At 30.6% G+C, this 25,490-nt stretch carries 20 protein-coding genes; 2 read left to right on the top strand and 18 right to left on the bottom strand.

Translation table 11 applies throughout. The features are described 5' to 3' along the window. Positions 1-428: 428 nt before the first annotated feature. From V6137_RS10920 to blaOXA, 12 genes are all read right to left on the bottom strand, one after another. A complete protein-coding gene (locus V6137_RS10920; protein WP_425447967.1) occupies positions 429-1,355 on the bottom strand; it encodes a DUF4340 domain-containing protein in 927 nt (308 codons plus the stop codon). Then, positions 1,352-2,725, bottom strand: coding sequence for a GldG family protein (locus V6137_RS10915; protein WP_425447966.1), 1,374 nt, complete (start codon positions 2,723-2,725; stop codon positions 1,352-1,354). Before V6137_RS10915 ends, V6137_RS10920 begins: the two co-directional genes overlap by 4 nt. Before the next feature lie 13 nt (positions 2,726-2,738). Beyond that, positions 2,739-3,449 (bottom strand): ABC transporter permease, encoded by a 711-nt coding sequence (locus V6137_RS10910; RefSeq protein ID WP_425447965.1) that lies wholly within the window; start codon positions 3,447-3,449, stop codon positions 2,739-2,741. Continuing rightward, the gene (locus tag V6137_RS10905) at positions 3,442-4,428 is read right to left on the bottom strand and encodes an ABC transporter ATP-binding protein (RefSeq protein WP_425447964.1); all 987 of its coding nucleotides are present in this window, start codon (positions 4,426-4,428) and stop codon (positions 3,442-3,444) included. Before V6137_RS10905 ends, V6137_RS10910 begins: the two co-directional genes overlap by 8 nt. A gap of 211 nt (positions 4,429-4,639) precedes the next feature. Next, complete coding sequence (locus tag V6137_RS10900) at positions 4,640-5,380, bottom strand: EFR1 family ferrodoxin (RefSeq protein WP_425447963.1); 741 nt, start codon at positions 5,378-5,380, stop codon at positions 4,640-4,642. 5 nt (positions 5,381-5,385) lie between these two features. After that, entirely contained in the window at positions 5,386-5,823 is a 438-nt protein-coding gene (locus V6137_RS10895) for a hypothetical protein (protein WP_425447962.1), read from the bottom strand. A 23-nt stretch (positions 5,824-5,846) separates the two neighbouring features. Further along, entirely contained in the window at positions 5,847-6,449 is a 603-nt protein-coding gene (locus V6137_RS10890) for a TetR/AcrR family transcriptional regulator (protein ID WP_425447961.1), read from the bottom strand. Positions 6,450-6,757: 308 nt separating this feature from the next. Beyond that, positions 6,758-11,041 (bottom strand): acyl-CoA dehydratase activase-related protein, encoded by a 4,284-nt coding sequence (locus V6137_RS10885; RefSeq protein ID WP_425447960.1) that lies wholly within the window; start codon positions 11,039-11,041, stop codon positions 6,758-6,760. A 36-nt stretch (positions 11,042-11,077) separates the two neighbouring features. Next, on the bottom strand, positions 11,078-11,683 hold the full coding sequence (locus tag V6137_RS10880; RefSeq protein WP_425447959.1) for a TetR/AcrR family transcriptional regulator: 606 nt from the start codon (positions 11,681-11,683) through the stop codon (positions 11,078-11,080). Between the two features lie 301 nt (positions 11,684-11,984). After that, the gene (locus tag V6137_RS10875) at positions 11,985-13,790 is read right to left on the bottom strand and encodes a BlaR1 family beta-lactam sensor/signal transducer (RefSeq protein ID WP_425447958.1); all 1,806 of its coding nucleotides are present in this window, start codon (positions 13,788-13,790) and stop codon (positions 11,985-11,987) included. A gap of 14 nt (positions 13,791-13,804) precedes the next feature. Next, entirely contained in the window at positions 13,805-14,182 is a 378-nt protein-coding gene (locus tag V6137_RS10870) for a BlaI/MecI/CopY family transcriptional regulator (RefSeq protein ID WP_425447957.1), read from the bottom strand. 49 nt (positions 14,183-14,231) lie between these two features. Beyond that, positions 14,232-15,008 (bottom strand): class D beta-lactamase, encoded by a 777-nt coding sequence (gene blaOXA / locus V6137_RS10865; RefSeq protein WP_425447956.1) that lies wholly within the window; start codon positions 15,006-15,008, stop codon positions 14,232-14,234. A 337-nt stretch (positions 15,009-15,345) separates the two neighbouring features. On the opposite strand from blaOXA, the gene V6137_RS10860 reads away from it, so the two are divergent. Both V6137_RS10860 and V6137_RS10855 read left to right on the top strand, forming a co-directional pair. Next, a complete protein-coding gene (locus V6137_RS10860; RefSeq protein WP_425447955.1) occupies positions 15,346-15,513 on the top strand; it encodes a hypothetical protein in 168 nt (55 codons plus the stop codon). Between the two features lie 313 nt (positions 15,514-15,826). Continuing rightward, positions 15,827-17,527 carry an ABC-ATPase domain-containing protein gene (locus V6137_RS10855; RefSeq protein ID WP_425447954.1) on the top strand — a complete coding sequence of 567 codons (1,701 nt, stop codon included), beginning with the start codon at positions 15,827-15,829 and terminating at the stop codon, positions 17,525-17,527. Between the two features lie 236 nt (positions 17,528-17,763). On the opposite strand, the gene mnmL is transcribed toward V6137_RS10855, so the two are convergent. From mnmL to V6137_RS10825, 6 genes are all read right to left on the bottom strand, one after another. Next, positions 17,764-18,687: a tRNA modification radical SAM protein MnmL/YtqA gene (gene mnmL / locus V6137_RS10850; RefSeq protein ID WP_425447953.1), complete on the bottom strand. Its 924-nt coding sequence runs from the start codon at positions 18,685-18,687 to the stop codon at positions 17,764-17,766. Positions 18,688-18,850: 163 nt separating this feature from the next. Beyond that, a complete protein-coding gene (locus V6137_RS10845; protein ID WP_425447952.1) occupies positions 18,851-20,251 on the bottom strand; it encodes an alanine/glycine:cation symporter family protein in 1,401 nt (466 codons plus the stop codon). Positions 20,252-20,355: 104 nt separating this feature from the next. Continuing rightward, positions 20,356-21,186 (bottom strand): response regulator, encoded by an 831-nt coding sequence (locus V6137_RS10840; RefSeq protein ID WP_425447951.1) that lies wholly within the window; start codon positions 21,184-21,186, stop codon positions 20,356-20,358. Beyond that, positions 21,187-22,434: a sensor histidine kinase gene (locus V6137_RS10835; protein WP_425447950.1), complete on the bottom strand. Its 1,248-nt coding sequence runs from the start codon at positions 22,432-22,434 to the stop codon at positions 21,187-21,189. A gap of 320 nt (positions 22,435-22,754) precedes the next feature. Then, positions 22,755-23,915: an ABC transporter permease gene (locus V6137_RS10830; RefSeq protein ID WP_425447949.1), complete on the bottom strand. Its 1,161-nt coding sequence runs from the start codon at positions 23,913-23,915 to the stop codon at positions 22,755-22,757. A 58-nt stretch (positions 23,916-23,973) separates the two neighbouring features. Next, positions 23,974-25,155, bottom strand: a complete 1,182-nt coding sequence (locus tag V6137_RS10825) for an ABC transporter permease (RefSeq protein WP_425447948.1) — start codon at positions 25,153-25,155, stop codon at positions 23,974-23,976. Positions 25,156-25,490 lie beyond the last annotated feature (335 nt).

The raw sequence follows: 25,490 nt of genomic DNA, 5'->3' as shown, positions 1-25,490 counted from the left end.
TTATTTCCTCCCTTTTGTGTTTTGTTAATTTAATTATATGACTTTATTTTCTTTATCACTATGATTGGAGTCAAATAATAAATTGATTGTAATCAAATTTAAAATATTAGCATATATATAGTTTTTTTTAAATAGATTATAATATGAAATACTATTCTTTCTACTGGCAATAGGACTAAGGAGTGATAAGTATGTCAAAGATATTCTTCATACGTAAAAGGATACTATATATCGTAATAGCAGTTATAGTAATATTAATAGCATTATTTATTGCACTTTAGAAAGAACAAAGGCGGCTAAAGCCCCTTCTTTGTTCTGTTCAGGGTACAGAGATTGTAGAGATAAATATATTTTTTCTCTACACACCAAAAAAAGAATTTTGCCTTTTGGCAAAATTCTTTTACTTAAACTCAGACTCAAACTTCAACTTATTCTTTCACAAAGAAATCCTTTGTAAATCCATTAAAGAAATTAACTTTTTCATGTAATACTGCTATTACCCATTCCGACTCATCTCTTATACCGTATACTTGACCAGCTCCTGCTGACTGACCTAGTATAAGTTTCTCTTCTTTATCATCATATGTTACTGTTAAAACTATTGAAGGTTTATCTAAGCCATAAAAGTCAAGTTCTAAGTCTTCATTTTTAGGAAATACATCTGCAACCTTTATTTCCCTTATGTTATCTACAAATTCCTTTACTTTTTCCTCATCAATAACTAAATTATCTTCTGATTTCCACTTTTCATCTTGAGTCAGTGAGATTACCTTTTTTCCCTGTTTTATTAGTTCTATCTTATTAATGTCTTCAATATTTCCTGTGAATATCTGAGGTTGTCTTAATCCATCTACTCCATTTATTAACTCACTAAATCTCCCTTTACCTACTTTGTATATTAAATCCTTATCATCCATAACAACAAAATAGGAATCCTTAGCAGGTGTTTCGTTACCTATGTTTATTTCTTTTGATTTATTATCGGTCTTAATGGTAATTTTATATTTAGGTTTGTTTAAACCAAAATCCTCTAAACTTTTCTCTTTCCTGTCTATTGTTGTTATTGACCATAATTCTGCAAGTTTTCTTATAACCTCATCAACCTTTTTCTGATAGCCAATATATTTTTTATTTTCCTGCTTTATATACCATTTGTTATTTTCCTTTACTATATCAAATTCTTCATCCTCTAATCTAATATCTACTGTCTTAATCTCTTCTTTAGATATATCACTAATCATTTCATCAAGGACATCATCTTCCACATTTTCATCTTTCCCTAATAAAAGGTATCCACCTAAAAATAATACAAATATAACTGCTATAATAATTGTGCCCTTAAACTTCTTCATCATTTATTCTTCCTCCTTATGAATATAACCATTCCTATTATAAGTATTATAGCAGGAATACCTATTACAAGGATACCGAATAAATAATTACCTTCATTGCCCTTTAAAGTTAGGGGTTCACTTTGTCTCGTTTTAGGTCTTATTGATAATTTATCTTCCTTATCTTGCAAGTAATTTATAGAGTTCATTAGTAAATCTTCATTACCATTTAAGTTTATTATTTCGTTTGTAGCTATAAAGGCATTTCCTATAACAATGGCCTTCATGGGCTTTTCTTTCCCTGATTTTTCCACATAAGCTGCAACTGTTAATGGGCCCTTATCATCATTTTCATCAAATTTTGGTTCCTTTGTTTTAAAGTTAGTCTCTCCCCATGAGTTTGAACTTGTTGACAACATTGGTACAAAGCCTTTCTTTATATTATCACTTTGTTCAAGTCCTAGAGAAAAGGGCATTATAACTGCAAGACCAGCTTCTTTTAGTTCATTGGTAATTGGATGAATCTTATATTCTGGTATTATACTAAAGGGATCTTGAAATGCATTTCTTTGTGCATCTATGGCAATATTACTATTTAAGTCAACACCTAATGTACTAACAAACATCGCTAGATTAGATATCTTTTCCTTTTCCTCAAAGGGTTGCATTAATAATAATATTCTACCACCCTTTTCTGCATACTGAATCAAATGATAAATTTCATCTGGTGTATAGTCCTTAGTAGGTCCTGGTATAACTAAAAGATCAGTATCCTCGGGGATTCCATTTGCTTCAGCTATATTTAGATCTTCCAACTTATAGCCTTCTCCCTTTATAGACTTTCTAAACCAGTGGGTCTTATCATTTGATAGTTCTCCATGGCCACCAATCATATACACTTTATTTTGTGTCTCACTTGTTGCATCTATAATCCCTTGGGTTAATATCTTTTCACCTGAAAATACTTTTTGAGCAGATCTAAAGTCTACTTGATAAAAGTTATTTGCTGGGATTTCTATAGTGTTATCTCCACTCTCTACAACAACTGTATCATACTCTGTAACTCCATATTGTCTAGCTTCAATGGGATTTGCATCTAAGTCTATTAAAGAATATGTTATTTTCCCGGTTTCATGTTTATACTCCTTTAATAGTGAAGCTATATCTGGAAGTAAGTTCGAATCCTCTTTAAAAAATCCTATTATCTTTACTTCCTTATCTAAATCGGAAAGTACCTTTTCCGTCTGATCCGATAATGAATTTAGTTTATTTTTTGTCATATCCAGTCTGGCATTATTATTAAATAACAATACATTCAATATAATAACTATTCCAATTATTGATATAGTTAGAACAATAGAATTACTACCATATTTTAACCTTCGCTTTTTCACAATTATCGCCCCCTTAACTCCAACGTCTTCTATCTATTACTCTAGTTGTTAAGAACAGGAATATAAAAATAAAACTTAAACATATCATTATAGCCCTTGTATCAATTATTCCTTTTTGGAAATCGGTAAAATATACAAATAAATCAATATTATATATAAACTGAGCTATTGCTCCTGTAAAAGTACTCTTTATTAAAGTTAAAATCCATAAAAATAGTAATATTCCAAAGGATATTATTCCAGCTATAATTTGACTTTCAGTTAGAGAGGATGCAAATAATCCTATTGATATGAAAACTCCCCCAACTAATAATACTCCTATATAAGAACTAATTATTAACCCCATATCAGGATCCCCTAATATTTGTAGTGTTAATGGATAAGAAAATGTTATTACTAGCATCGTAATATATACAATGATTGCTGACAAATATTTCCCTATAACAAACTCTGTAACTCCCAACGGTGTAGTAAACAGCAACTGATCTATTCCCTGTTTTCTTTCTTCTGTTAAAAGTCCCATTGTTAAAAGTGGTGTTAAAAATATCATTACATTAATCATATTTGTAAAAACTTCCTGCATAGTGGATAACTTGGATAAAAGAATAGATGTTGTGAAAAAGTATCCACATATTACTAAATAGGCAGAAATAATAACATATGCAAGGGGAGATACAAAATATGATTTAATTTCCCTTTTTAATATGGTAGCGGTTTTATTCATCTTTATGCCCCTCCTTAACATCTTCTTTATTTAATTTTATTTCTTTATCTTCATCAGTAAGTTCAATAAATATCTCCTCTAGACTTAACTCTATAGTTCTCATTTCTAATATAGGGAAACCTGCCTTTGACATATCAAAAAATAGCCTTTTTCTAACATCATAATCTGTATCTGTTAATATATCATAATCAACAGTTCCCTCTTCAATTTCCCCTTCTACTATAACACTTTGAATCCCTGGTATCTCTTTTATAGTACTAACCACTTTATCTTCTTCACCTGCAATTCTAACATGTAATCTTGATGATTTAGATAATGTCTTAGATAAATTATCTGGAGTATCTATGGCAACTATTTTTCCCTTATTCATAATTACCACCCTATTACATACCGCTCTTATTTCAGATAATACGTGGGAACTTATTATTATAGTGTGATCTTTAGCAAGTTCTTTAATAAATTCCCTTATTTCTATCACCTGTCTTGGGTCTAGACCAACTGTAGGCTCATCTAAAACCAATAGTTGAGATTCTCCAATAATTGACTGGGCTAAACCAACCCTCTGTCTATATCCCTTTGAAAGGTTTCTAATAAGTCTATCCTTCATTTCATGGAGTTGTAATCTTTCAATTGCATAATCAACATTTTCTTTTCTTTCTTTCTTAGTAACTCCCTTTAATTCACTTACAAAATATAAATATTCAGTTACCGTCATATCTTGATATAACGGTGGATGTTCAGGAACATATCCTATTTTCTTTTTCGCCTCTTTATCATTATCTATAATGTCTAGATTATCTATTATTACAGTACCCTCCGTGGAAGGCATAAATCCTGTTATCATCTTCATAGTTGTGGATTTACCGGCACCATTGGGACCTAAAAGACCTAAAACTTCTCCTTTGTTTATAGTAAAATTTATATCTTCTACTCCCCTTACTTTACCGTACTGTTTAGTAAGTCCCTTTATTTCAATCATAAATACTTTCCCCTCCATACTTACAAATTTTATTATATCCATTTTATAATATCTCTTTCTCAGTATATAACAATACTGTTACGAAATTATGAACAAATTATGAACAACCCCCTCTCCACTCTATTATGTTCTATATTTTAGTTATAATTCCTTCTTTAATTAATATAATTAATGTATATTATCGGTTATTGATAAAGGGGTTTTACATGTACTATACTATTTTAATTTTTTTGTTTCCTTTAATTAACTTTGCTTTATTGGGGCAATTGGCCATACATTTCATACAAAAATCACACTTAAACTTATGGGTAACCCTATTGTTTTTCATCTCGATATTTTGTACTGGACAATCTTTAATACACATTTTGCATCCTTCACATCTACTATGATCAGTTATTACCTTAAACCCTAACCTCATTAAAAACCATGGTATCCCTGTGTTCCGAGTTAAAAATGATAATAATGTTGACCCACTATTTTGATAATCAATTATTTCCTTCCCCTTTACAAGATCATTGGCGAAGTTTTCTGCTTCCAGCATACCCTTATAAAATCTTTTCTCATTATCCTTTACTTGTTGTATATCTGAAACTAAATGATTAGGCATTTGTATTCCTTTTATCCCGATTACCCTATATCCCTTCTTTTTTAAGCTATTTATAACCGGATTTCCAATTGCCGCTGAATCATTAAATGTATAAATTACAAATATAGGCTGACCTTTTGTTTTAGGAAGACCTTTTATAAACCTCCATATAAAGGGAGAAGTTGCATTAGCATTGACTGGAAACATTAATCCCATAATACTATCCTCTTCTATATCAACTTTTGTCTTATCGGTAATTAGGGTTAATTTAGTATCAACATCTTGGTTTTCAAACACCTTTCGAACTTTTTCTAAAATTTTTTTTGTATTTCCTGTCCCTGAAAAATAATATATCTTAACTTTCATTTTTTCTACACCCCTTTCAATTTAAAATACGAACTCAGAACATGTATAGCAATAAATAATACAGCCAAATAATTATAAGCTTTAAAATTTCCTAGTAATCCAATTCCGATTAGCCAAATAAGAGGTGTGTATCCTGGTGCCAACAAACCTATCATGCTGGTACTCCAACAGCTATTTGGAAAATATATGATCATTAACCATGAGCCAAAATAAATTACAACTCCAATAAAAAATAAGTAAATATGATTTTTAAAATACTTATCAAAGGTATCAAATCTCATAAATAGAGGAATTATAAAAATAGCCATTCTTAAAATCTCTTCAAACACCTTTAAACTTTTTATATCTTTTGCCCCTACCATATAACCGACTCCAGTCAGTTTTGGTGTAAAAATTAAATTCCAAATAAGTATTGGAATTAATAATAAAAAACAATTATTCAAAATGTGCTTCATGTTTTAACCCCCTATAATTTAATTCTTAGCCGTTCTTTAGTCTTAAGTGTATTATTTATAAACTCTTCTATTCCCTCTATTGTTTTTTTTAAATAGCATATTTCATTAAAATCTGAAAAAACACTATCCACATGACCTGTTATACCCCTAGTCATTATCGATGCTACTATTTCAACATTTACAACATCAAATTTTTTTTCAAAATTCCCTTGTTTTATAATCTTATTTACCAATGGTAGTAATTTATTCACTCTTATTTCATCTATTGCAGCTTTGAATTGCCTTGGTATCCCTTTGGAAAAATAGTGCTCTATTCCTGAAGGACTATTTGGTGCACTAAATAAACTATTTAATACCTTTTCTAATTTCTCTACAGCATTATATTTATCTGAAAAAGCTATTTGTTCTGGGGACTCAAAATATTTATTAAAGTCATTGTTTATTATCTTTAGTAAAACATCATCTTTTTGTTTAAAATAGTAATAATATGTCCCTTTTGCAATTCCAGCCCTATTAACAATCTCATCTATACTTGTGTTATAATATCCTTTGTCTCTAAAAAGCTCAATGGCACTCTGAACTATCCCTTCCTTAGTCCTATCACTTTTACCCATCATATCACCTCCTATTTTGACTCTAGTCAGTTTAGTTATTTATAGAATATCATAAAAACTGACTAGAGTCAATTTTTTATTTCTATTATATTCCTCTTCGCCAATAAATATGTAAAATAAAGGACCTTAGAAAGTTAGTGATTTACACTCAACTATCTACAGTCCTTTTAAAAATTTAAACTAGCCATGCCCAGTCCCTATCTTCTTTAATATAGAGACCTTCGACTTCAGTCGAAGGTTACCTTATCTATTCTTTACTCTCTATTCTTTATTCTTTGCCTTTAAATTTCTTCTTTCTACTTTCTTCTTTATCTAGTCGCTGCTATACTCTCTTCTGCTTCCTGTATTTCCTTTCTATCCTTTTCCTCTTCCTCTAAGCTTTTAAATGCAACGGAAAGCATTAATTTTATACGATTAATCTGGTTCACTTCACTGGCTCCAGGATCATAATCTATGGCAGCTATATTGGACTTTGGATAAGCCCTTCTTAACTCCTTAATCATACCCTTGCCTGTTATATGATTTGGTAAACAAGCAAAGGGTTGTAAGCATGCTATATTATTAACTCCACTTTCTATAAGTTCCACCATCTCTGCTGTTAAAAACCAACCTTCCCCAGTTTGATTTCCAATAGATAGGTGTCTTTTAGCACCTTCTGCCAATTCCTCTATTGGTTTTGGTGCCTCAAATCTTTTACTTTTCTCTAAAGCTTTTCTCATGGGCTTTCTAAAATATTCTATAGCCTTAATAGAAAGGCTACCGGATACTTTTTGTTTAAAACTCCCAGATAACTTTTTATGATTGAAATCTTTACTATATGCTCCATATAAGAAGAAATCAGTTAAATCAGGAACAACAGCCTCTGCCCCTTCTTCTTCCAAAATTCCCACAATATCATTATTAGCAGTAGGATGAAACTTTACAAGTATTTCTCCAACTACCCCCACTTTAGGCTTCACTATATTATTATCTAACTCTAGGTTATCAAAATCATTAACTATACCATAGAGATTTTCTTTAAACCTTTTCATGCTCCATTTTTCCATAGATTTTTTGCATTTTTTAACCCACTGTTCATAAAGCTTATTGGCAGACCCGGGTATCTTTTCATAGGGTCTTACCTTGTATAGCACCCTCATTAATATATCTCCATATAATAATGCTATAAGCATATCCCTTCCCATGGACGGTGATATTTTAAAACCTGGATTCTTTTCAAGTCCCGATGCATTTAATGATATTACAGGTATATGTTCCATTCCTGAATCTTTAAGGGCTTTTCTTATAAATGCTATATAGTTAGTAGCCCTACATCCCCCTCCAGTTTGACTTATTATAACTGAGGTATTGTCTAGATCATATTTCCCCGACTTTAATGCCTCCATAAGTTGACCGGTAACTATAATGGAAGGATAACAAGCATCATTATTAACATATTTAAGACCTTCATCTATAGCTTTCTTATCAACTGAAGGTAGTATCTCCATATTATATCCAGCCTTTTTCACAGCAGTTCTTAAAAATTGGAAATGAATCGGTGACATCTGGGGTGCCAATATGGTATGTTTCTCCTTCATTTCCTTTGTAAACTTCACTTTTTCCGGTAGATTGTATAGTTTCTTAGGTTCAAAAGCTTTCTTATCCCGTTCTTTTATTGCAGCCATTAAGGAACGGATACGAATTCTTGCAGCCCCTAAATTATTAATTTCATCTATTTTAAGTAATGTATATATTTTTCCATATCCCTCTAAAATCTCTTCAACTTGATCAGTTGTTACAGCATCTAGTCCACAGCCAAAGGAGTTTAGCTGAACTAACTCCAGGTTTTTACTTTTAGCCACATAGGTGGCCGCCGAATACATCCTAGAATGATATACCCATTGGTCAACAACTCTAAGGGGTCTTTCTGGTTTTGCTAGATGACTTATGGCATCTTCTGTTAATATGGCAAAACCAAAGGAATTGATCATCTCAGGTATTCCATGGTTTATTTCTGGATCAAGATGATAGGGCCTCCCTGTAAGTACAATCCCTTTAATATTATTGTCATTTATATATTTTAATATTTCTTCACCTTTATTTCTTATATCTTCTTTATATCTATTTCGTTCCCCATAAGCCTTTTTAGTTGCTTCTACTATTTCAGATTTAGAAATTCCTTCAACACTTAACTCTTCTATAAGCCGTTTTGTCATCCTTTTTTCATCATCAATTGGTAAAAATGGATGATAGAAGGTTATATTATCTTCTTTCAAAACGTCCATATTCGCATTTATAGTCTCTGGGTAGGATATTACAATGGGACAATTATAGTTATTATTAGCTTCTTTGTCCTCTTTACTGTTATATGGTATTGAAGGATAAAATATCTTTGTTACTCCCCTATTTATTAAATCCTGTATATGCCCATGGGATATTTTCGCAGGATAACAAACCGATTCCGATGGTATAGTTTCCATTCCAAGTTCATAAACCCCTTTGGAAGAACGCCTAGAGATAACCACCCTGTATCCAAGTTCTGTAAATAGTTTGTGCCAAAATGGATAGTCTTCATACATGTTTAATACCCTAGGTATCCCTATAGTTCCCCTTTTAGCTTCACTTTCTGATAAAGACTTATAGGAAAATAGCCTTTTATATTTATATTCAAATATATTTGGAGCATCATTATTTTTCTTTTCTACTCCCGTTCCCCTTTCACATCTATTCCCCGATATAAATCTACGTCCATCGGAAAATTTATTTATAGTTAAAAGGCAATTATTGCCGCACAATCCACAACGCTCCATATCCGTTTCTGTTTTAAATTCTTTTAACTCGTCTTTATTAAGCAATGTAGTTTCATATCCTTCTCTATATCTTTCCCTGGCAATAAGGGCTGCTCCAAAGGCTCCCATAATACCTGCTATATCTGGACGTACAACCTCTCTACCGGATATCTTTTCTAATGACCTTAACACCGCTTCATTATAAAAAGTTCCACCCTGTACTACTAATTTTTCTCCTAATTGTTCTGGACTTCTCAGCTTTATTACTTTATATAGTGCATTTTTTATAACTGAAGTTGAAATTCCAGCAGATATATCTGCAACGGTTGCGCCTTCTTTCTGTGCCTGCTTTACCTTGGAATTCATAAAAACGGTACACCTAGTTCCTAAATCAACAGGATTTTTAGATTTTATCCCAGTCTTTGCAAATTCCTTCACATCCATATTTAAAGATTTTGCAAAGGTTTCAATAAAAGAACCACATCCTGATGAACAAGCCTCATTTAACATGATAGAATCTATCACACCATTATTTATTTTTAAACTCTTCATATCTTGTCCACCTATGTCAAGGACAAAGTCTACCCCTGGTAAGAAAAAGTCTGCTCCCTTATAATGGGCAACGGTTTCTATTTCTCCTATGTCTATCTTTAATGCTGATTTTATTAGATGTTCTCCATAGCCGGTTACTGCAGAGTTGACTATTTTAGTCTTATTATTAAGTTTTGAATATAATTCCTTTAAAGCTTCAATTGTAGATTTTAAAGGCCTACCTTTATTACTATCATAATATGAATATAATAAACCTCCATTTTCATCTATAAGGGAAACCTTAGTAGTCGTTGAACCCGCATCTATACCCAAAAATGCATTTCCTTCATAAGTTGATAGATCAACTCTTTTTACTTTATTCTTATTGTGTCTTTCCTTAAATCTTTTATAGTCATCTTCATCTTTAAATAGGGGATCTAGTGTTTTATTATCACTTTCTACCTTATCTATATCTGCTATGCGCTTATAGAAATCTTTAAACTTGATAGCATTTTCCTTATCTGCCGATAGTGCAGCTCCTAATGCCACAAAAAACTGTGAATTCTCTGGAAATACTATATTTTGATCCTCCAATTTTAATGTGTCTATAAACCTTTTTCTAAGTTCTGACATAAAATATAATGGACCACCTAAAAAAGCAACATTTCCCCTTATGGGTCTTCCTTGGGCAAGACCACTTATTGTCTGATTTACTACAGCCTGTAAAACCGATACAGCTATATCCTCTTTATTTGCCCCTTCGTTTAATAATGGTTGGATGTCTGTCTTAGCAAATACTCCACATCTTGAGGCCACAGGATATATAGTATTATACTCCTTAGCCAGATTATTAAGCCCCTCTGCATCGGTCTGAAGTAATACAGCCATTTGATCAATAAAGGCTCCAGTCCCCCCTGCACAGGTTCCATTCATTCTTTGTTCTATGGACTCTCCAAAATATGTTATTTTAGCATCCTCTCCACCAAGTTCTATAGCCACGTCGGTTTCAGGAATAATATTTTCCACAGTAGTGGTACATGCTATAACCTCTTGAACAAAATTTACACCTAATTTTTCCGATATACCCAGTCCTCCTGAACCGGTTATTACTATATCAATACTGCTATTTCTTAGAATTTTTTCTGCATTTTTAAAAATATTTATAACAGCATTTTTAATATCTGAATAATGTCTTTTATATTCTTTAAAAATTATATTATTATTTCGATTTAATACTACTAACTTTACAGTTGTTGAACCAACGTCTAGTCCAACTTTTAATGTATTATACATTAATTTTGCACCCCCACAAAGTTCCGTACTTTATATTTATAGACTAACAGTTTGCCAGAAAAAATCAATATGTGCTTCTATTTCCTTTTTAAAATAGTTTACTCCTTTTTTCTCATTAAGTAAATACTCTAAATTTATAAACATAAGTGGTGCTAAAAACTGATTTGATAATGTAAATGGGTTACATCTTTTAATTACCCCTGCCGACATCATTTCATTAAAAATTTCTGACAAGTATTCTCTAGCTTTTGAAAATAGTTCTTTATTTACTATATTTCTTGCTGTATCGGTACAGAACATTTCCATCATAACTACTTTTTTGAATTTATTCCCTTCTTCATTGCATACGATGTCTAAAATTCCATCTAATATTATTGATTTAAAATAATTTTTAGGATCATCTAAAAGTTTATTATCATCCTTTAACTTATCTATATATCTTTGGGCCTTTCCCCAACCATAAATATTAAAAAGTGTCTCTATTATATCGTCCTTACCTCTAAAATGATTGTATATAGCACTTTCTCTTACACCAACATTTCTTGCTATCTCCCTAACAGATGTGGCACTATAGCCATTTTGAGAAAATAATTTAAGGGACACATCTAAAATCCTTTGCTTAGTGTCACTAAGTTGTTCCATCTTATTTTCACTCCAAATCTAGTGGATTTTATTTCATTAATTCATAATAATTCCATTATAGTGAACGTTCGTTCATATGTCAAGTAGAACAAAGGCGACTTTCTTCCTTCTTTGTTCAATGCAAAGTACAAGGTTTAGTTAGACTTATATTCTTAATACCAGACAACATATACTGTATACTATGAATAGACATTTACAAATATACCCAAAGTCAAAAATAATAGATAGTAAAAGTATCATAGCCTCTCCTCTATAATATATAAACATACTACAAAGTTGAGGCTAAAAAATTTTAGTAATTCTAGTATAATCCCTTATCTTTCAAAATATCTAAAGCTATTTTACGAGCGCTAGCTCCATCAGCCCTATCCTTTCCTTCAATATTTAAAGCAAAGAAATATACATTGTTATTTTTTTCTACATAACCTATAAACCATCCATTTACATTTTTATTGTTCATAGTTCCTGAACCTGTTTTCCCTGATAGAATAGTTTCTCCATCATCAGAAATTTTTAATGTTTCTTTTACTATATCAATGTTTTCAGGTGAAATAGGAACTTTATAATTATATATCTTTTTAAGTATATCTATCTGTTCTATTGGAGATATTTTTAATGATGACTGTGCCCAAAACTCCCTTATTCCACCGGAAATATCTTTATTTCCATATCCCATAATATCAATATTATCCTTCATAATTTTTTTCCCTATATCTCCACTTACCCTTTCAAAATACCAATTTACAGAGTATTTCATTGCAGTTAAAAGAGTATGATCTTGATTCCAAGGCTTAATGGGATACTTATAACCATTCCATTCTAGTTTATTATCCTTGTCGTTTATAATATCATATTCTAACCCAATTAGTGATATTATTATTTTGAAGGTAGAGCATGGAGAAACCCTTTTTTCACTTTTAATTTTATTATATACTCTATATTTATTTTCTCTCTTATCTAACATAACAAAACTTCCATCATAACCTGTAAAGTAATTACTTAAATCTTCATATTGAACATTTATGGGACTTTCTGATGTACCTTCTCCTATAGCTGCATCAGACATGCCTTTGCCGTTGGTTAATAAAATACATGCTAATAATATAAAAACAATTATTTTACCAGGTCTTATTCTGTTTATTTCTCTATCGAAACTTGCAATCATACTAATTCTTTGCTTGATATGATATTTATTACTACTAAAACCCGTTATCATGGGTATAGAAGGTGAAAAAGATATATTTTGCAACATGGTAATAATAGTTTCACCATATTTCTTGTATTCTTTAGGTTTTAAGTAACAAAGAACATATGCATCACAGGCTATTTCTCTATCCTGTCGCATTTTATAAAAAGTATACCATATTACTGGATTAAACCAATGAATTACTTGAATAATAATAGATATCCAATTAATTAATACATCCTTTCTTTTATAGTGGGCTAGTTCATGAAATATTATATATTCTAACTCTTCTCTATTCAACTTCTTTATGGCATCCTTGGGTAGTAATAATATGGGACTTAAAGCACCAAATATTATAGGTGTTTTAAATTTGGTAGTACAGGCTACTTCTATGTATTTTTCTATTCCCATTTTAGATTTACAATTCTCAACAACTCTAATAATATTATTATCCAAACTACCCTTGTCCCTCTCCACCTCTTTATATATTCGTATATTATGTACTAATAAAACTATAGAATATGTTATAGTTCCCAACAACCAAATTATAAAAAACAATTTCAAATAATCTATAGATTGTTCGTTGCCAATGGATAATGAATAGTCAGGTCCTAAATTCATAGATTTATCTACATATGTATTAATGTTGGATTGTTGACTCCCTTTAAAAACATTATTTATACCAGCACCACGATTGTTCATTGTGATTAAGTTTTTAAAGTACCTATAAACATTAAATATACTAAAGCTTGTTTGGGGGGCATATGGGATTATAAGTCTAAAGCACACCAAAAACCAAATGTAATAATTCCATCTTGCTCCAAACTTACCTTTAAATATTCTCCTAATTAGCAAAATAAAAACTACTAACCCACTTCCCATTAATGAAGAATAAATTAACCCTATAGAGACATCTTTCATTTTTAGCTACCCCTTTATCTCTTTTTTTTCTTATCAAGAATTTCTTTAAGTTCTTCAATCTCTTTGTCACTTAAGGACTCCTCTTCTAAAAACTTTGCAAACATTAAAGTTACTGCTCCGCTATAAACCCGATTTAAAAAAGACTTGTTTTCCTTTTTTATACATTCATTTTCTGTAACAATAGGATAATACAAATATCTTCGCCCATCTTTTTTGTAGGATATTACTTTCTTTTTCACAAGTCTATTTAATAGAGTCCTAATAGTCCTATCACTCCAATCGGTAGACTCTTCTAACCCTTCAATGACTTCATTAGCAGTTATAGGTGAGTCTTTCCAAATTACTTTCATCACAGTCCACTCTGTATCAGATATCTGGGTGCCCTTCTTCATCCTATCATCCTCCTCAACTTATAATAAATAGGGAGTAAGTGTTCCCATATCATTCTATTATTTTTAATTCCTTTAGTCCATTATAAACAATTTCTTTTCTAAATTTACTATATGATTTATCTTCAATATCAATATTGCATGCAAAAAACCACACATCATTCTCTGTTTCCACATATCCTACATACCAGCCTATTTGAGGACTAACCCTTAAAGCCCAACCGGTTTTTGCCCTTATAACATACTTCGGTGTTTCTTCCACTATCATTGCCTTTTTTAATATTTTATAATTTTCTTTATCAAATTCATAGCTTTCATTATATATATTCTTTAAAAAATCTATTTGTTCCCTTGCTGATATACGTATATCTCCCTCAAGCCAAAATGTATCTACTTTATCCCCAGTTTTACTATTGCCATATTGTAACTTTGTCAAATATTCGCCATATTTTTCTAGCCCTACTTCTTTAGCTATCTCTTGATAAAACCACACACAACTTTCAGGTAATGCCGTAGAAATGCATTGATCTTTATTCCATTGTTTTAATCCCTTATCTTTACCATCCCATTTAATAATATCATATTCATCTTTAACTACATTCTCTTCTAAAGCTATTAAAGTATTTAATATTTTAAAGGTAGAAGCCGGTAAAAACTTCTTTTCACTTCTTGTAGAATTGTACACATATTCTTTATCTGTTTTTAACGAAGATATAATTATTGTTCCATCCACCTCGTTTTTATCAAAGTACTCCTCCATAAAGTTCTTTTGTCCACATGAACATAATAAACAAACTCCTAAAAATAAAATTCCAAGTTTAATCTTCATCAAATTTCCCCCTTAATATTTTTTAGTATTACAGTTGTAATATTTATCTTGTTTTAATATTACAACTGTAATATTAAAAAGTCAAGAGGTATTTTTCTAAAATATTTAACAAAGGAGCCTTTGCCCGTTCTTTGTTCTTTGGAGAATGGAAGATGCAGTGAGTTGGTGAATCCATAAATTTATGTAGGACTTCAATAAGCTGGGGGATTACGAATCCCCCAGCAACCAAAATTTTTATAAAAAATTTAACTTTTCTAAACAATAATAAAAAATAATGACTTTTTTCATCTATTATTCATATATTTATATTAATAAATAAATTAAAGGGGCGTATCTTATGAAACATGTAACCATAGTGGATAATACTGATGGGAATACTTTAAATGATTTAATTAATAACTGGATTGAAGAGCATGAAGAAGAGATATTAGAAGTAATAGATATTGATTATCAACAATATGGAAGTATGTATACAGCTACCGTTACATATGAAGAAAGAAAATAAAAAAACAAGGGAAACCAATTGGTTTTCCTTGTTTTCGAATGGGGTTTATCAAACTAAGGGAATTCTAAAAGTAGAATTCTTTTAGTAAGTAACAAAGTTTATTAATTTTAATATATCTTCCCTCGGGATATCTCCATTATATATTTAATTTGTATATAAATAGTAACAAAACAGTTACAATTTTTAATTATAAGTATATATATATCCATATATTTTTTATAATTCCCCGTCTATTTGTTATAATATTAATAAGCTGGGGGATTGGGAATTTCTCAGCAACTATGATATCAACAGATTTAAAAGGAGGATTTTTTTGAAACACTTACAAGAAAGATTAAGACAAATCGATAAAAGGGGATATAAGGCATATAAAAGTATTCAAGGCACTTATAAAGATAGGGATTTTACCCTTCATATAGATTATGTTCAGCCTGATCCCTTTGCAAATCCATCTAGAATTAGGGTGGAAGTTCCTAAAAAAGTGGCACAATATAATAAAGAATGGTATGATTCACCCCATAGAAAAATAGCCTTTGAGGACTTCATTACCAGGGAAATATCAAAGGAAATAAAAAAAGAAAAAAAAGGTAGACGGGGTTCTGGAAAAAGTGGACTTATTTTAATAGACTCCCCGGGTCAAGAGATATTAAATAGGACATCGGCTAAAGTTGATGATAATAAAATAGAGATTAGATTATCCCTAGGTTTACCGGCTAAGGGAAGAAGAATAATATCTTCTGAAGCTATAAAAATGCTTTGTACCAATATACCTAATATTGTTAGAAGTGGAGTGCTAAAGTTTAATAAAGATGATTTAATCAAGCAACTTAAATTAATAGACCAGCAGCATGCTATTAGAGAGTTTTTAAAAGAAAATGATTATGTATCATTTATAGCAAACAACTCTATTTTGCCTAGGAAAAGTGGGATTAGTAATAGACCTTTAGAAGGGAATAATGTTATACCTTTTATTTCTCCAAAATCCTTAGAAATTGAGATTCCTATACCCCATAGTGAACCTATTAAAGGCATGGCTATACCTAAGGGTGTAAGTCTTATAGTAGGTGGAGGCTATAATGGTAAAAGTACAGTTTTAAAAGCTATAGAAAGGGGAATATATAATCACATTTTAGGTGATGGTAGAGAATATGTTATAACTGAATCTAGTGCTTTTAAAATTAGAGCTGAAGATGGAAGAAGAGTTGAAAAGGTGAATATATCACCTTTTATCTCAAAACTACCCTTTGGTAAAGATACTGAGAGATTTTCCTCTGAAGATGCCAGTGGTAGTACCTCCCAGGCAGCTAATATAATGGAGGCCTTGGAAGTACAAAGCAAATTATTACTTATTGACGAAGACACCAGTGCAACTAACTTTATGATAAGGGACGGAAGAATGCAAGAACTGGTTGCTAAGGATAAGGAGCCTATTACACCTTTTATTGATAAGGTAAGACAATTATATGAAGATTATGGGGTTTCCACTATATTGGTTATAGGTGGTTCCGGTGATTATTTTGATGTGGCCGATAATATTATCATGATGGATGAGTATAAACCTATTGATGTAACTGAAAAAGCTAAATCCATATCTGAAAGGTTAGATAATAAGAGAATAAAAGAAGGTGGAGGAAGCTTCGGTGATTTATCTAACCGTATACTATCAAAACATAGCTTTAAACCCTTTAAAGGTAGAAAAAAGAAGGTTGCAAATAAGGGACTCCATACTATTATATATGGTAGAGATTCAATAGAGTTGTCCTTTGTGGAACAAGTTATAGATAGTAGTCAAACAAATGCTATCGCCTATATGATAGATTATATTGCAAGTAATCTAAATGACGAAAGAACTCCCATTAATGCACTTATAGATAAACTCTATAGTGAGATAGATAAAAATGGTTTAGATGTGGTATCACCCTATTATGGACAACATCCAGGAAACTTAGCCTTACCTAGAAAACAAGAACTGGCATCGGCAATTAACAGGCTTAGGAGTTTGAAAGTTAAATAAGCCCAGGGATTACCAAGCTCCCAGCAACTATAAATGACTTTAGACTGAGCAGAGAGTATTAAATAATTGACAGTGGACAATTGAGAATTGACAGTTAAAGGTGATTTTACTCACTTCATTCGTAAAATATTATATTCAAATCGTCCTTAGCCGATTTGCACCTTAACTTTCCATTGTCAACTGTCAATTCTCAACTGTAATAAGGGATTGCCGGATATTTTCTATTACTTAGGCGACTATTTATTATAATTTTTGCCTTGATAACTATCTCTATCCTTAAGCTCCCTATCTATTCCACTTATCACTGCTAATTTATGAAGACTCCATCTTGGTCCCACAAGTAAATCCTTTGCTCCATCTCCGGTTACTCTATGAATAACCATTTCCGGTGGTAGTAACTCTAAGGCATCTGCGATAATAGATATATATTCATCTTTTTCTAATAAGGGAAAGGGATTTACTTTGTAATAATTATAAAGGTCAGTCCCCTTTAGTATATGCATAAGATGAAGTTTAACTCCTTGTATACCTTTATTTGCTATATATTTAACTGATTTTAATATCTCTTCTTTACTCTCATTTGGAAGTCCTATTATCAGATGAGTTACTATATCTATACCTCTTTTTCTTAAATTCTCTACTGCTTTTTCAAAACAATATATATCATATCCCCGTCTTATTAATCTGGCTGTATCTTCATGAATAGTTTGAAGACCAAGTTCTATCCAAAGATAAGTTTTTTTATTCAATTCCTCTAGTAGGTTCAATACTTCTTCTGTTAAACAATCTGGCCTTGTTGCTATGGCTATGCCTACTATTCCTTCACACTCCAAAGCTTCATTATATATTCTTTGCAGTTTTCCAATTGGCCCATAGGTATTGGTGAAGTTCTGAAAATATGCTATATATCTTCCTGTTTTCCACTTTGGAGCTAAAAATTTTATTTGATCATTTATTTGTTCTTTTATATCTAGTTCTTTAGGGGCTGCAAACTCTCCAGAACCTTCTTCACTACAAAATAAACAACCTCTATTTCCAATGGTACCATCCCTGTTTGGACAGGTAAATCCACCATCTAATGATAATTTAAAAACTTTACAACCGAACTTCTTTCTTAGCTCGTAGTTTAATGTATGGTATCTTTTATCATTCCATCTCATGATATCACCTTTTTAGTATATTATTTGACTCAGTTTATATTTTATCAGATAGTTAAAGAGAAATAAAAAAAAAGTTGGGGGATTACAAATCCCCCAACAACAATATGTGCATAGTTTCATATCTATTTTTTATTCTCTATTATTTATTCTTTAATCAAAACAATTAACTTACTTTTTCTTCATATTCATCCTCTTCACAATTATCTTCATATTTGGATTTATAGTCATTTACTGCTTTAATTACCATTCCACTTAATGCTACCAGTCCTATTAGGTTAGGTATTATCATAAGACCATTAAAGGTATCTGCTAAACTCCATACAAGTTCCACATCTAATATGGTACCTATCACTATACCTATAAGTACTATGGGCATATAAATTTTTACACCTTTTTTACCAAATAGGAACTTTATGTTTAACTCTCCGAAGAAATACCATCCTATTATTGTAGAGAACGCAAAGAAGAATAAACATATTGCAATAAAATATGTTCCAAAATTACCTAAGCTACTAAATCCTAAATAAAAACCTTCTTGGGTTAACTCTGCCCCTGTTAAACCGGTTTCCATTGCTCCAGTTGTTAGAATAACTAGGGCCGTCAATGTACAAACTATGCCAGTATCTATTATAACCCCTAACATAGAAACAAAACCTTGTTTTACTGGATGTTTTACTTTAGCCACTGCATGGGCATGGGGTGTAGAACCCATACCTGCCTCATTAGAGAATAATCCTCTAGCTATACCATATCTAAAGGTTTCCTTTACAGTTGCACCAATAAATCCACCAGTTGCTGCCTTTGGATTAAAAGCCCCATAAACTATCATCTTTAATGCAGGTAAGAAGTGCTCAAAGTTTATTATAACTATTGTAATACCACCTAATATATATAAAGCTGCCATAATTGGCACCACTTTCTCTGTAAATTTACCTATACGTTTAACTCCACCTACAAGTATTAATGACGCTAATGCAGCAACTACTACTCCGACGGCTATCTTAGGAACATTAAAAGCATTATTAACAGCAAGGGCTATAGAATTAGATTGAACTATATTTCCCATGATTCCTAGGGCAAGAACTATGGATATGGCAAAGAATCCTGCTAAAAACTTACTTTTTAACCCATTTCTCAAATAGTAAGCAGGTCCTCCTACTAATTCTCCATCCTTCTTCCTATTAAAAATCTGAGCTAATACTGCCTCTGCAAATATTGTTCCCATCCCGAAGAATCCACTTATCCACATCCAAAATATTGATCCAGGTCCACCGGCTGCTATGGCTGTTGCAACCCCTGCTAGATTTCCTGTTCCAACTTGTCCTGCTATGGCTGTTGCAAGGGATTGAAATGAAGATAAACCTTCTTCATCATTATCTTCTTGGGAATCGTTTTCCTCTTTACTAAAAGTTTCTTTAAATATAGTTTTTAATTTTGTAACCTGTAAAAACTTAAGTCTAAATGTAAATATAATTCCTGTTCCTAAAAGTAGGAAAAGCATTACTGGCCCCCATAAAACTCCATTAATGGCCTCTATAATTTTTATAATCTGGTCATTAGCCATATAAATTAAAACCTCCTAGTTTAAATTTATTTATTATAATTTTAAACTAGGAGTTACAAAAAACTTCTTTAAACTTCAATATGTTAAATTATTTTGTTAAATTTTTATCTTTTACAGTAAAAAACCATACTATCTATAAACTTTTTCAAATTCACCTTTCCCTTTTTACTACTTTTATCCCTTATATAATCCATTTCTGCCTTTACCTGTTCAAAGTTATAAAGACCATTAGAATATTCTATAAAATATTCATTCATATAATCTTCTATTCCAAGATTAGCTATATTAGTCATTCCATTTTTAGCTGCTCTTCTTAATCTTTGTTCCATAGACTTAGGATTATCAGAAAACTTCTTTAAAAGTTCTTTCATCGTTATATTTGAAATACTTTTTTCTGTTTCCAATAGATACTTGGTTATATTTATTATATCTTTACTACCCGCTTCTCCCATTATGCCTATATTATGCATAATTCTTTTTATTTTCACCTCATAATTTTCTTTATTAACAGTATCTTTTTTACTATTATCACCTATTAAGTTTTGAATCTTATTTAAAGTACTGCTAATATTTATTTTCTCTTTGACCTTTTTTATAACCGATTCTATCTCAACGGCATTTATCGGCTTGGTTACATAATACTCCACTCCTTTTTCATAAGCCTTTCCAATCATATCCTTAGAAGTCACTTGGGATATCATTATAAATTGTATATCGGGGTTTTCCTTTTTTACTTCCTCTACTAAAGTTATTCCGTCCTTACCAGGCATTAACACATCTACCAGTACTACATTAGGATTTAAAGTATTTATTCTTTCTTTAGCCAAACTACCATCTTGAACATAATCTATCACATTTCCTAAATTTCTTTCTTTAACAATCTTTTCCAGTATCATGATGATATTTATATCATCTTCAACAATTAAAATATCCATTTAATTTCCCTCCAGAAACTCTTTTGGAATTGAAATAATAAAAGTAGTTCCAGCTCCCACTTTAGATTTTAAATTTATTGTTCCTCTCAATTTGTTATCCACTAAGTTTTTAACTAAACTTAAACCTAATCCCCTATTTATTTCTCCTGTATCATAATTTATTTTAGTTGAAAATCCCGATGAAAATATAAGATCCCTTTTATTTTCCTCTATTCCACATCCATTATCAGCTATCTTAAACACATGTCTGTCTTTTATAATGTTATGATTAAATGTTATAATGCCATTATTATTTTTCTCCTTTATTGCATCTATTCCATTCATAATAATATTTCTAAATATGGACATTAAACAATAATGTTTATCTGTATAAAAATCTTTTTCCAGATTAAAGTTTAATTGAATATTTGATTTTTCATGACTTAACTGTATTTTCATACTATCTTCTAAAATCTTTATTATATCCTTAAACCTCATTCCTTTATCTTTAAACTTATCATCGGTTATTTCTGTTACCCCATGTACAACCATTTTATACTCTTTTTTTATCTCGTGAATATCCCTAGCTATATTTATTGAAGTTTCTGCCCAACTTTCCCGTTCTTTATTAGTTTGAATTTTCTCAAACAATCCATAGGCATTTCCCATGACCTTTTCTATATAGTCCATATTCCGCTCCATCCAATAGGCTTCTGTTTTAAGTTGGGATGTCAGGAGCAATAAATTCCTATATCGTTTTTCATGTCGCTCTTTCATAAGTAGTATTTTATAATGCTTAAAGGCATTTAATATAAGCCATATTATCGATGACCTTATAAAAGCAGCTAATATTAGTACCTCTATAATCTTTATATTAAAATTCCCAAGATTGTTTTCTGTTCTGATAATAACCTCTATAATATTTCCAACAAAATCACTAGTAAATGTAACAAGAAATAGTTTATTTAGATTCTCTATGTTTTTCTTTCTTATTAAAATCCAGAAAAACATCCCATAAAAAGTATAAAAAAATATTTCCGGGAAATATGCTAATATAACATCCCCATATTTTCCATTTGCCATAGAATATAAAATAATTCTCCAAAAATAAATAGAAACACCCGATACTACTCCTAAAAAAGGGGAATTTAAACTTTTATCCTTATATATTAATATAGTAAGCATAACAATTCCAAGGGAAACTCTAAAATCTGTTAATAAAAGTCCTATATCTATTTGGGAAGCTAATGTTATATATAATATAGCCATAGAAAATTTTAATACTCTATTTTTTAAAGTCCCAGTATTAGCAAACAAATTACCACTTCTTCCAATAGATTTTATCTATATTATATTCATCTTTAATAATATTTTATTATACAAATATTATTAAAGCAAGAAAAAGAACAAAGGAGCTGTTGGAGCTCCTTTGTTCTTTTCAGAGTACAAAGTGCAGAGATCAGGGAGTTCGAGATCCCATAATTATATGTAGGGCTTCTTTTAGAAGACCTATTATGCCAAAGGCTGTATTATATGGTTCTAAAGTCGTTCTGAATATATTCATGGCTTATATATTAATGAACTTATAATTACTCTAAAGTTTTTATATTAGTAACCATATAGTTAACTCCAAATATAATTGTTCCCATTATGAATACAGCTATTAAACTCCCCAATATACTATTAAAACCTCGACTATATATAGTCATTTTCGTTAGACTATCTAATGTCCAATACATAGGTATTACCTTTGCTATTGCTTGTATTTTCTCTGGAAATATATCTATACTGAAAAAACATCCACTTAATAGTCCCATAACAGTTATAAACAATGGAGAAAATGTTTGTAATATTGTTTGACTCTTGAATATATTGGTAAATAACAGTACCAAGTTTGATATGGTGAATGTAAATATTATATATATTAACATAATTGTAAGTATATCTGATATTCCCTCTACACTAAAATACCTAACCATAATCAAAAACTGAATTACAAAAAGAAACACACCTACTACCATAATTCCTAAAAGATTAGCAACGGTAAGTTGAAACCTAGTATATCCTATGATTTTAAGTCTACTATATACACTTGTCCTTCTTTCCCTAATTATTGTTGTGGAACAAAAGAGCAAATAGACACTGGTAAAAATAAGTCCCATTCCTAAAGCAAACTTTTTAGTTAATATACTATTTTCTATTTTTATATTTCTTTTAATTCTATTATCTGATGATATTGTCTTTATGCTAATAGGTAGCCTAAACTTTTCTTTCTCCTTTAATTTCTCAGAGTATCTTAATGATTTATCAAATGCCTTTTCATAATTATTTATATCTTGACTTTTATATATAGCCACCAACTTATTTGCTGCCTTTATTTCTCCTAAAATAGGAAGTACCTCCGCCGCGATTAGATCTGTTATGGCGGGTGCTATAAAACTATCTTCTAAATAATAAGCTCCTATAATTCCTTCTATTTTTTCCTCTAATATATTATCTTCTAATCCTTTTTTAAATATATATATACCCTCAATCATATCATCATCTAATAGATCAAAACCCTCTTTTTTTGAAACCTTTATTGACTTAATCAAGTTATTTTCCTCTATATTTCCTATTATTCTCTTAGAGAATTCACTATTGTCTTCATCTATAAGAACAACTGGTATTTTGCTATATTCATCTCCACTGCCATACATCAATCCTATAAAATAAAAAAACATAAGGGGTAACACTATACTTATTGCCAAAAACCATTTATTATCTATTAATAATTTTATCCGTAATATTAAAAGGCTTAATATCTTACTAATAAGACCACCTTCTTCCCTTTAAGTTATATATAGATAACATTATAAAAATTATAGATGCTGATAATAAGACTAATATACTTGTTTTTATATCTCCAAGTTTGTGTCCATTTAACACATACAAAAAACCTTTTATTATCCAGTGATTAGGGGTAACCATTGATATATCTTGTATTAACTTTGGCATCAATTTAAGGGGGATAAAGCTACCTCCTAGTATTCCAAAAATAAATATGCCTACGTTCCCAACTAATGTAGCTATTTTTTCTGTTTTTATAAAAGTCCCAAACAGTAGAGATAAACTAATAATTGTTATAAGGGAAATAGATAAAAACAGAAAACTATTCATTGTAAAAATACTTAAATCAATATCTAGTATAAATTTAACTGGTAGAACTAAAAGTGTTATTTGAATTAAACTTAGTATAAATAGAGCAGCTACTTTACTAAAAATAAACACCATTATGGAACTTGGAGATACTTTATATCTAGATAAACACATCTTATCCCTTTCGTATATTATTACATTGGTTCCTATGAGTCCTATGTACATAATAATAAGTACCCCTATTGCTATAATGAAGTATTGAATCGAGCTAGATGATGGAATAATGGTTATTTCATTACGGGAAAAAAGTTTTCCCCTAGACAAAGCAGTAAAAACCATCTCTATTGAGAATGCTTCATTTATCTGATCTATTGATTTATCTGATAGTTCTATCTCTTTCATTTGATTATATAAAGTATAGATTGATACATCAGTGGATACTACAAACCTAGCATAGCTTTCCATTACTTCCTTTAGCATAATACTTTTTAACGGGTCATTACTATTTAGTGTCACTTTCAGTTTATTGTTTTCATAGCGCATTAAACTCTTGGCAAATCCTCCAGGTACTTCAACTATTCCCGTTATATTTTCTTTTTTTAATTCTTCTTTAGCTTCCTTAATACTATATTGTTTAATCTCAAATAATCTATTAAAGTTTTCATCTTTATCGAAGTTTGATATTAGCATATTTGTAGCTGTTGATTTATCATGGCTTACTAAACCTATCCTTACCTTATTAGTTAACTGATTTTTTTCCATTACATCATCAAATATAAATCCCAATAGGGCTAATATAAGTATTAAAAAAACAAAGGAAAAAATCAGTATTCCCTTATATCTCAACAGCATTTTCAGGTCTTTATGTAATAGTGTAAAAAACAAATCCTACTCCTGGTTTCTAAAACTATATCAAATAACATCATAAGAAATTATTAATTATAGTTTTTCACTTCTTATAAAAGTGGTAGCATCACAGGATTCAGCTACTAGGGTGTAGCCCCTTGACTACAAATTCCGCATATCTTTCGATAAGTCTTAGTTACATATAGTAACTAAGCCCAACAAAATTAGAAGTGTTACCTCTCCCTAACCTTATATCTAATACTGCTAAAGGCTTTTCCTTCTAGGTGTCCTTTAGCAAGATATATTCTTATATATATACATTAATTAAGTTAATGTTTTAT

The sequence above is a fragment of the Dethiothermospora halolimnae genome (genome assembly GCF_037577855.1).
Lineage (GTDB): Bacteria > Bacillota > Clostridia > Tissierellales > VENL01 > Dethiothermospora > Dethiothermospora halolimnae.
The sequence above is the reverse complement of the archived record's forward strand: the minus strand, read 5'-3'. Positions and strand labels throughout refer to the sequence as shown.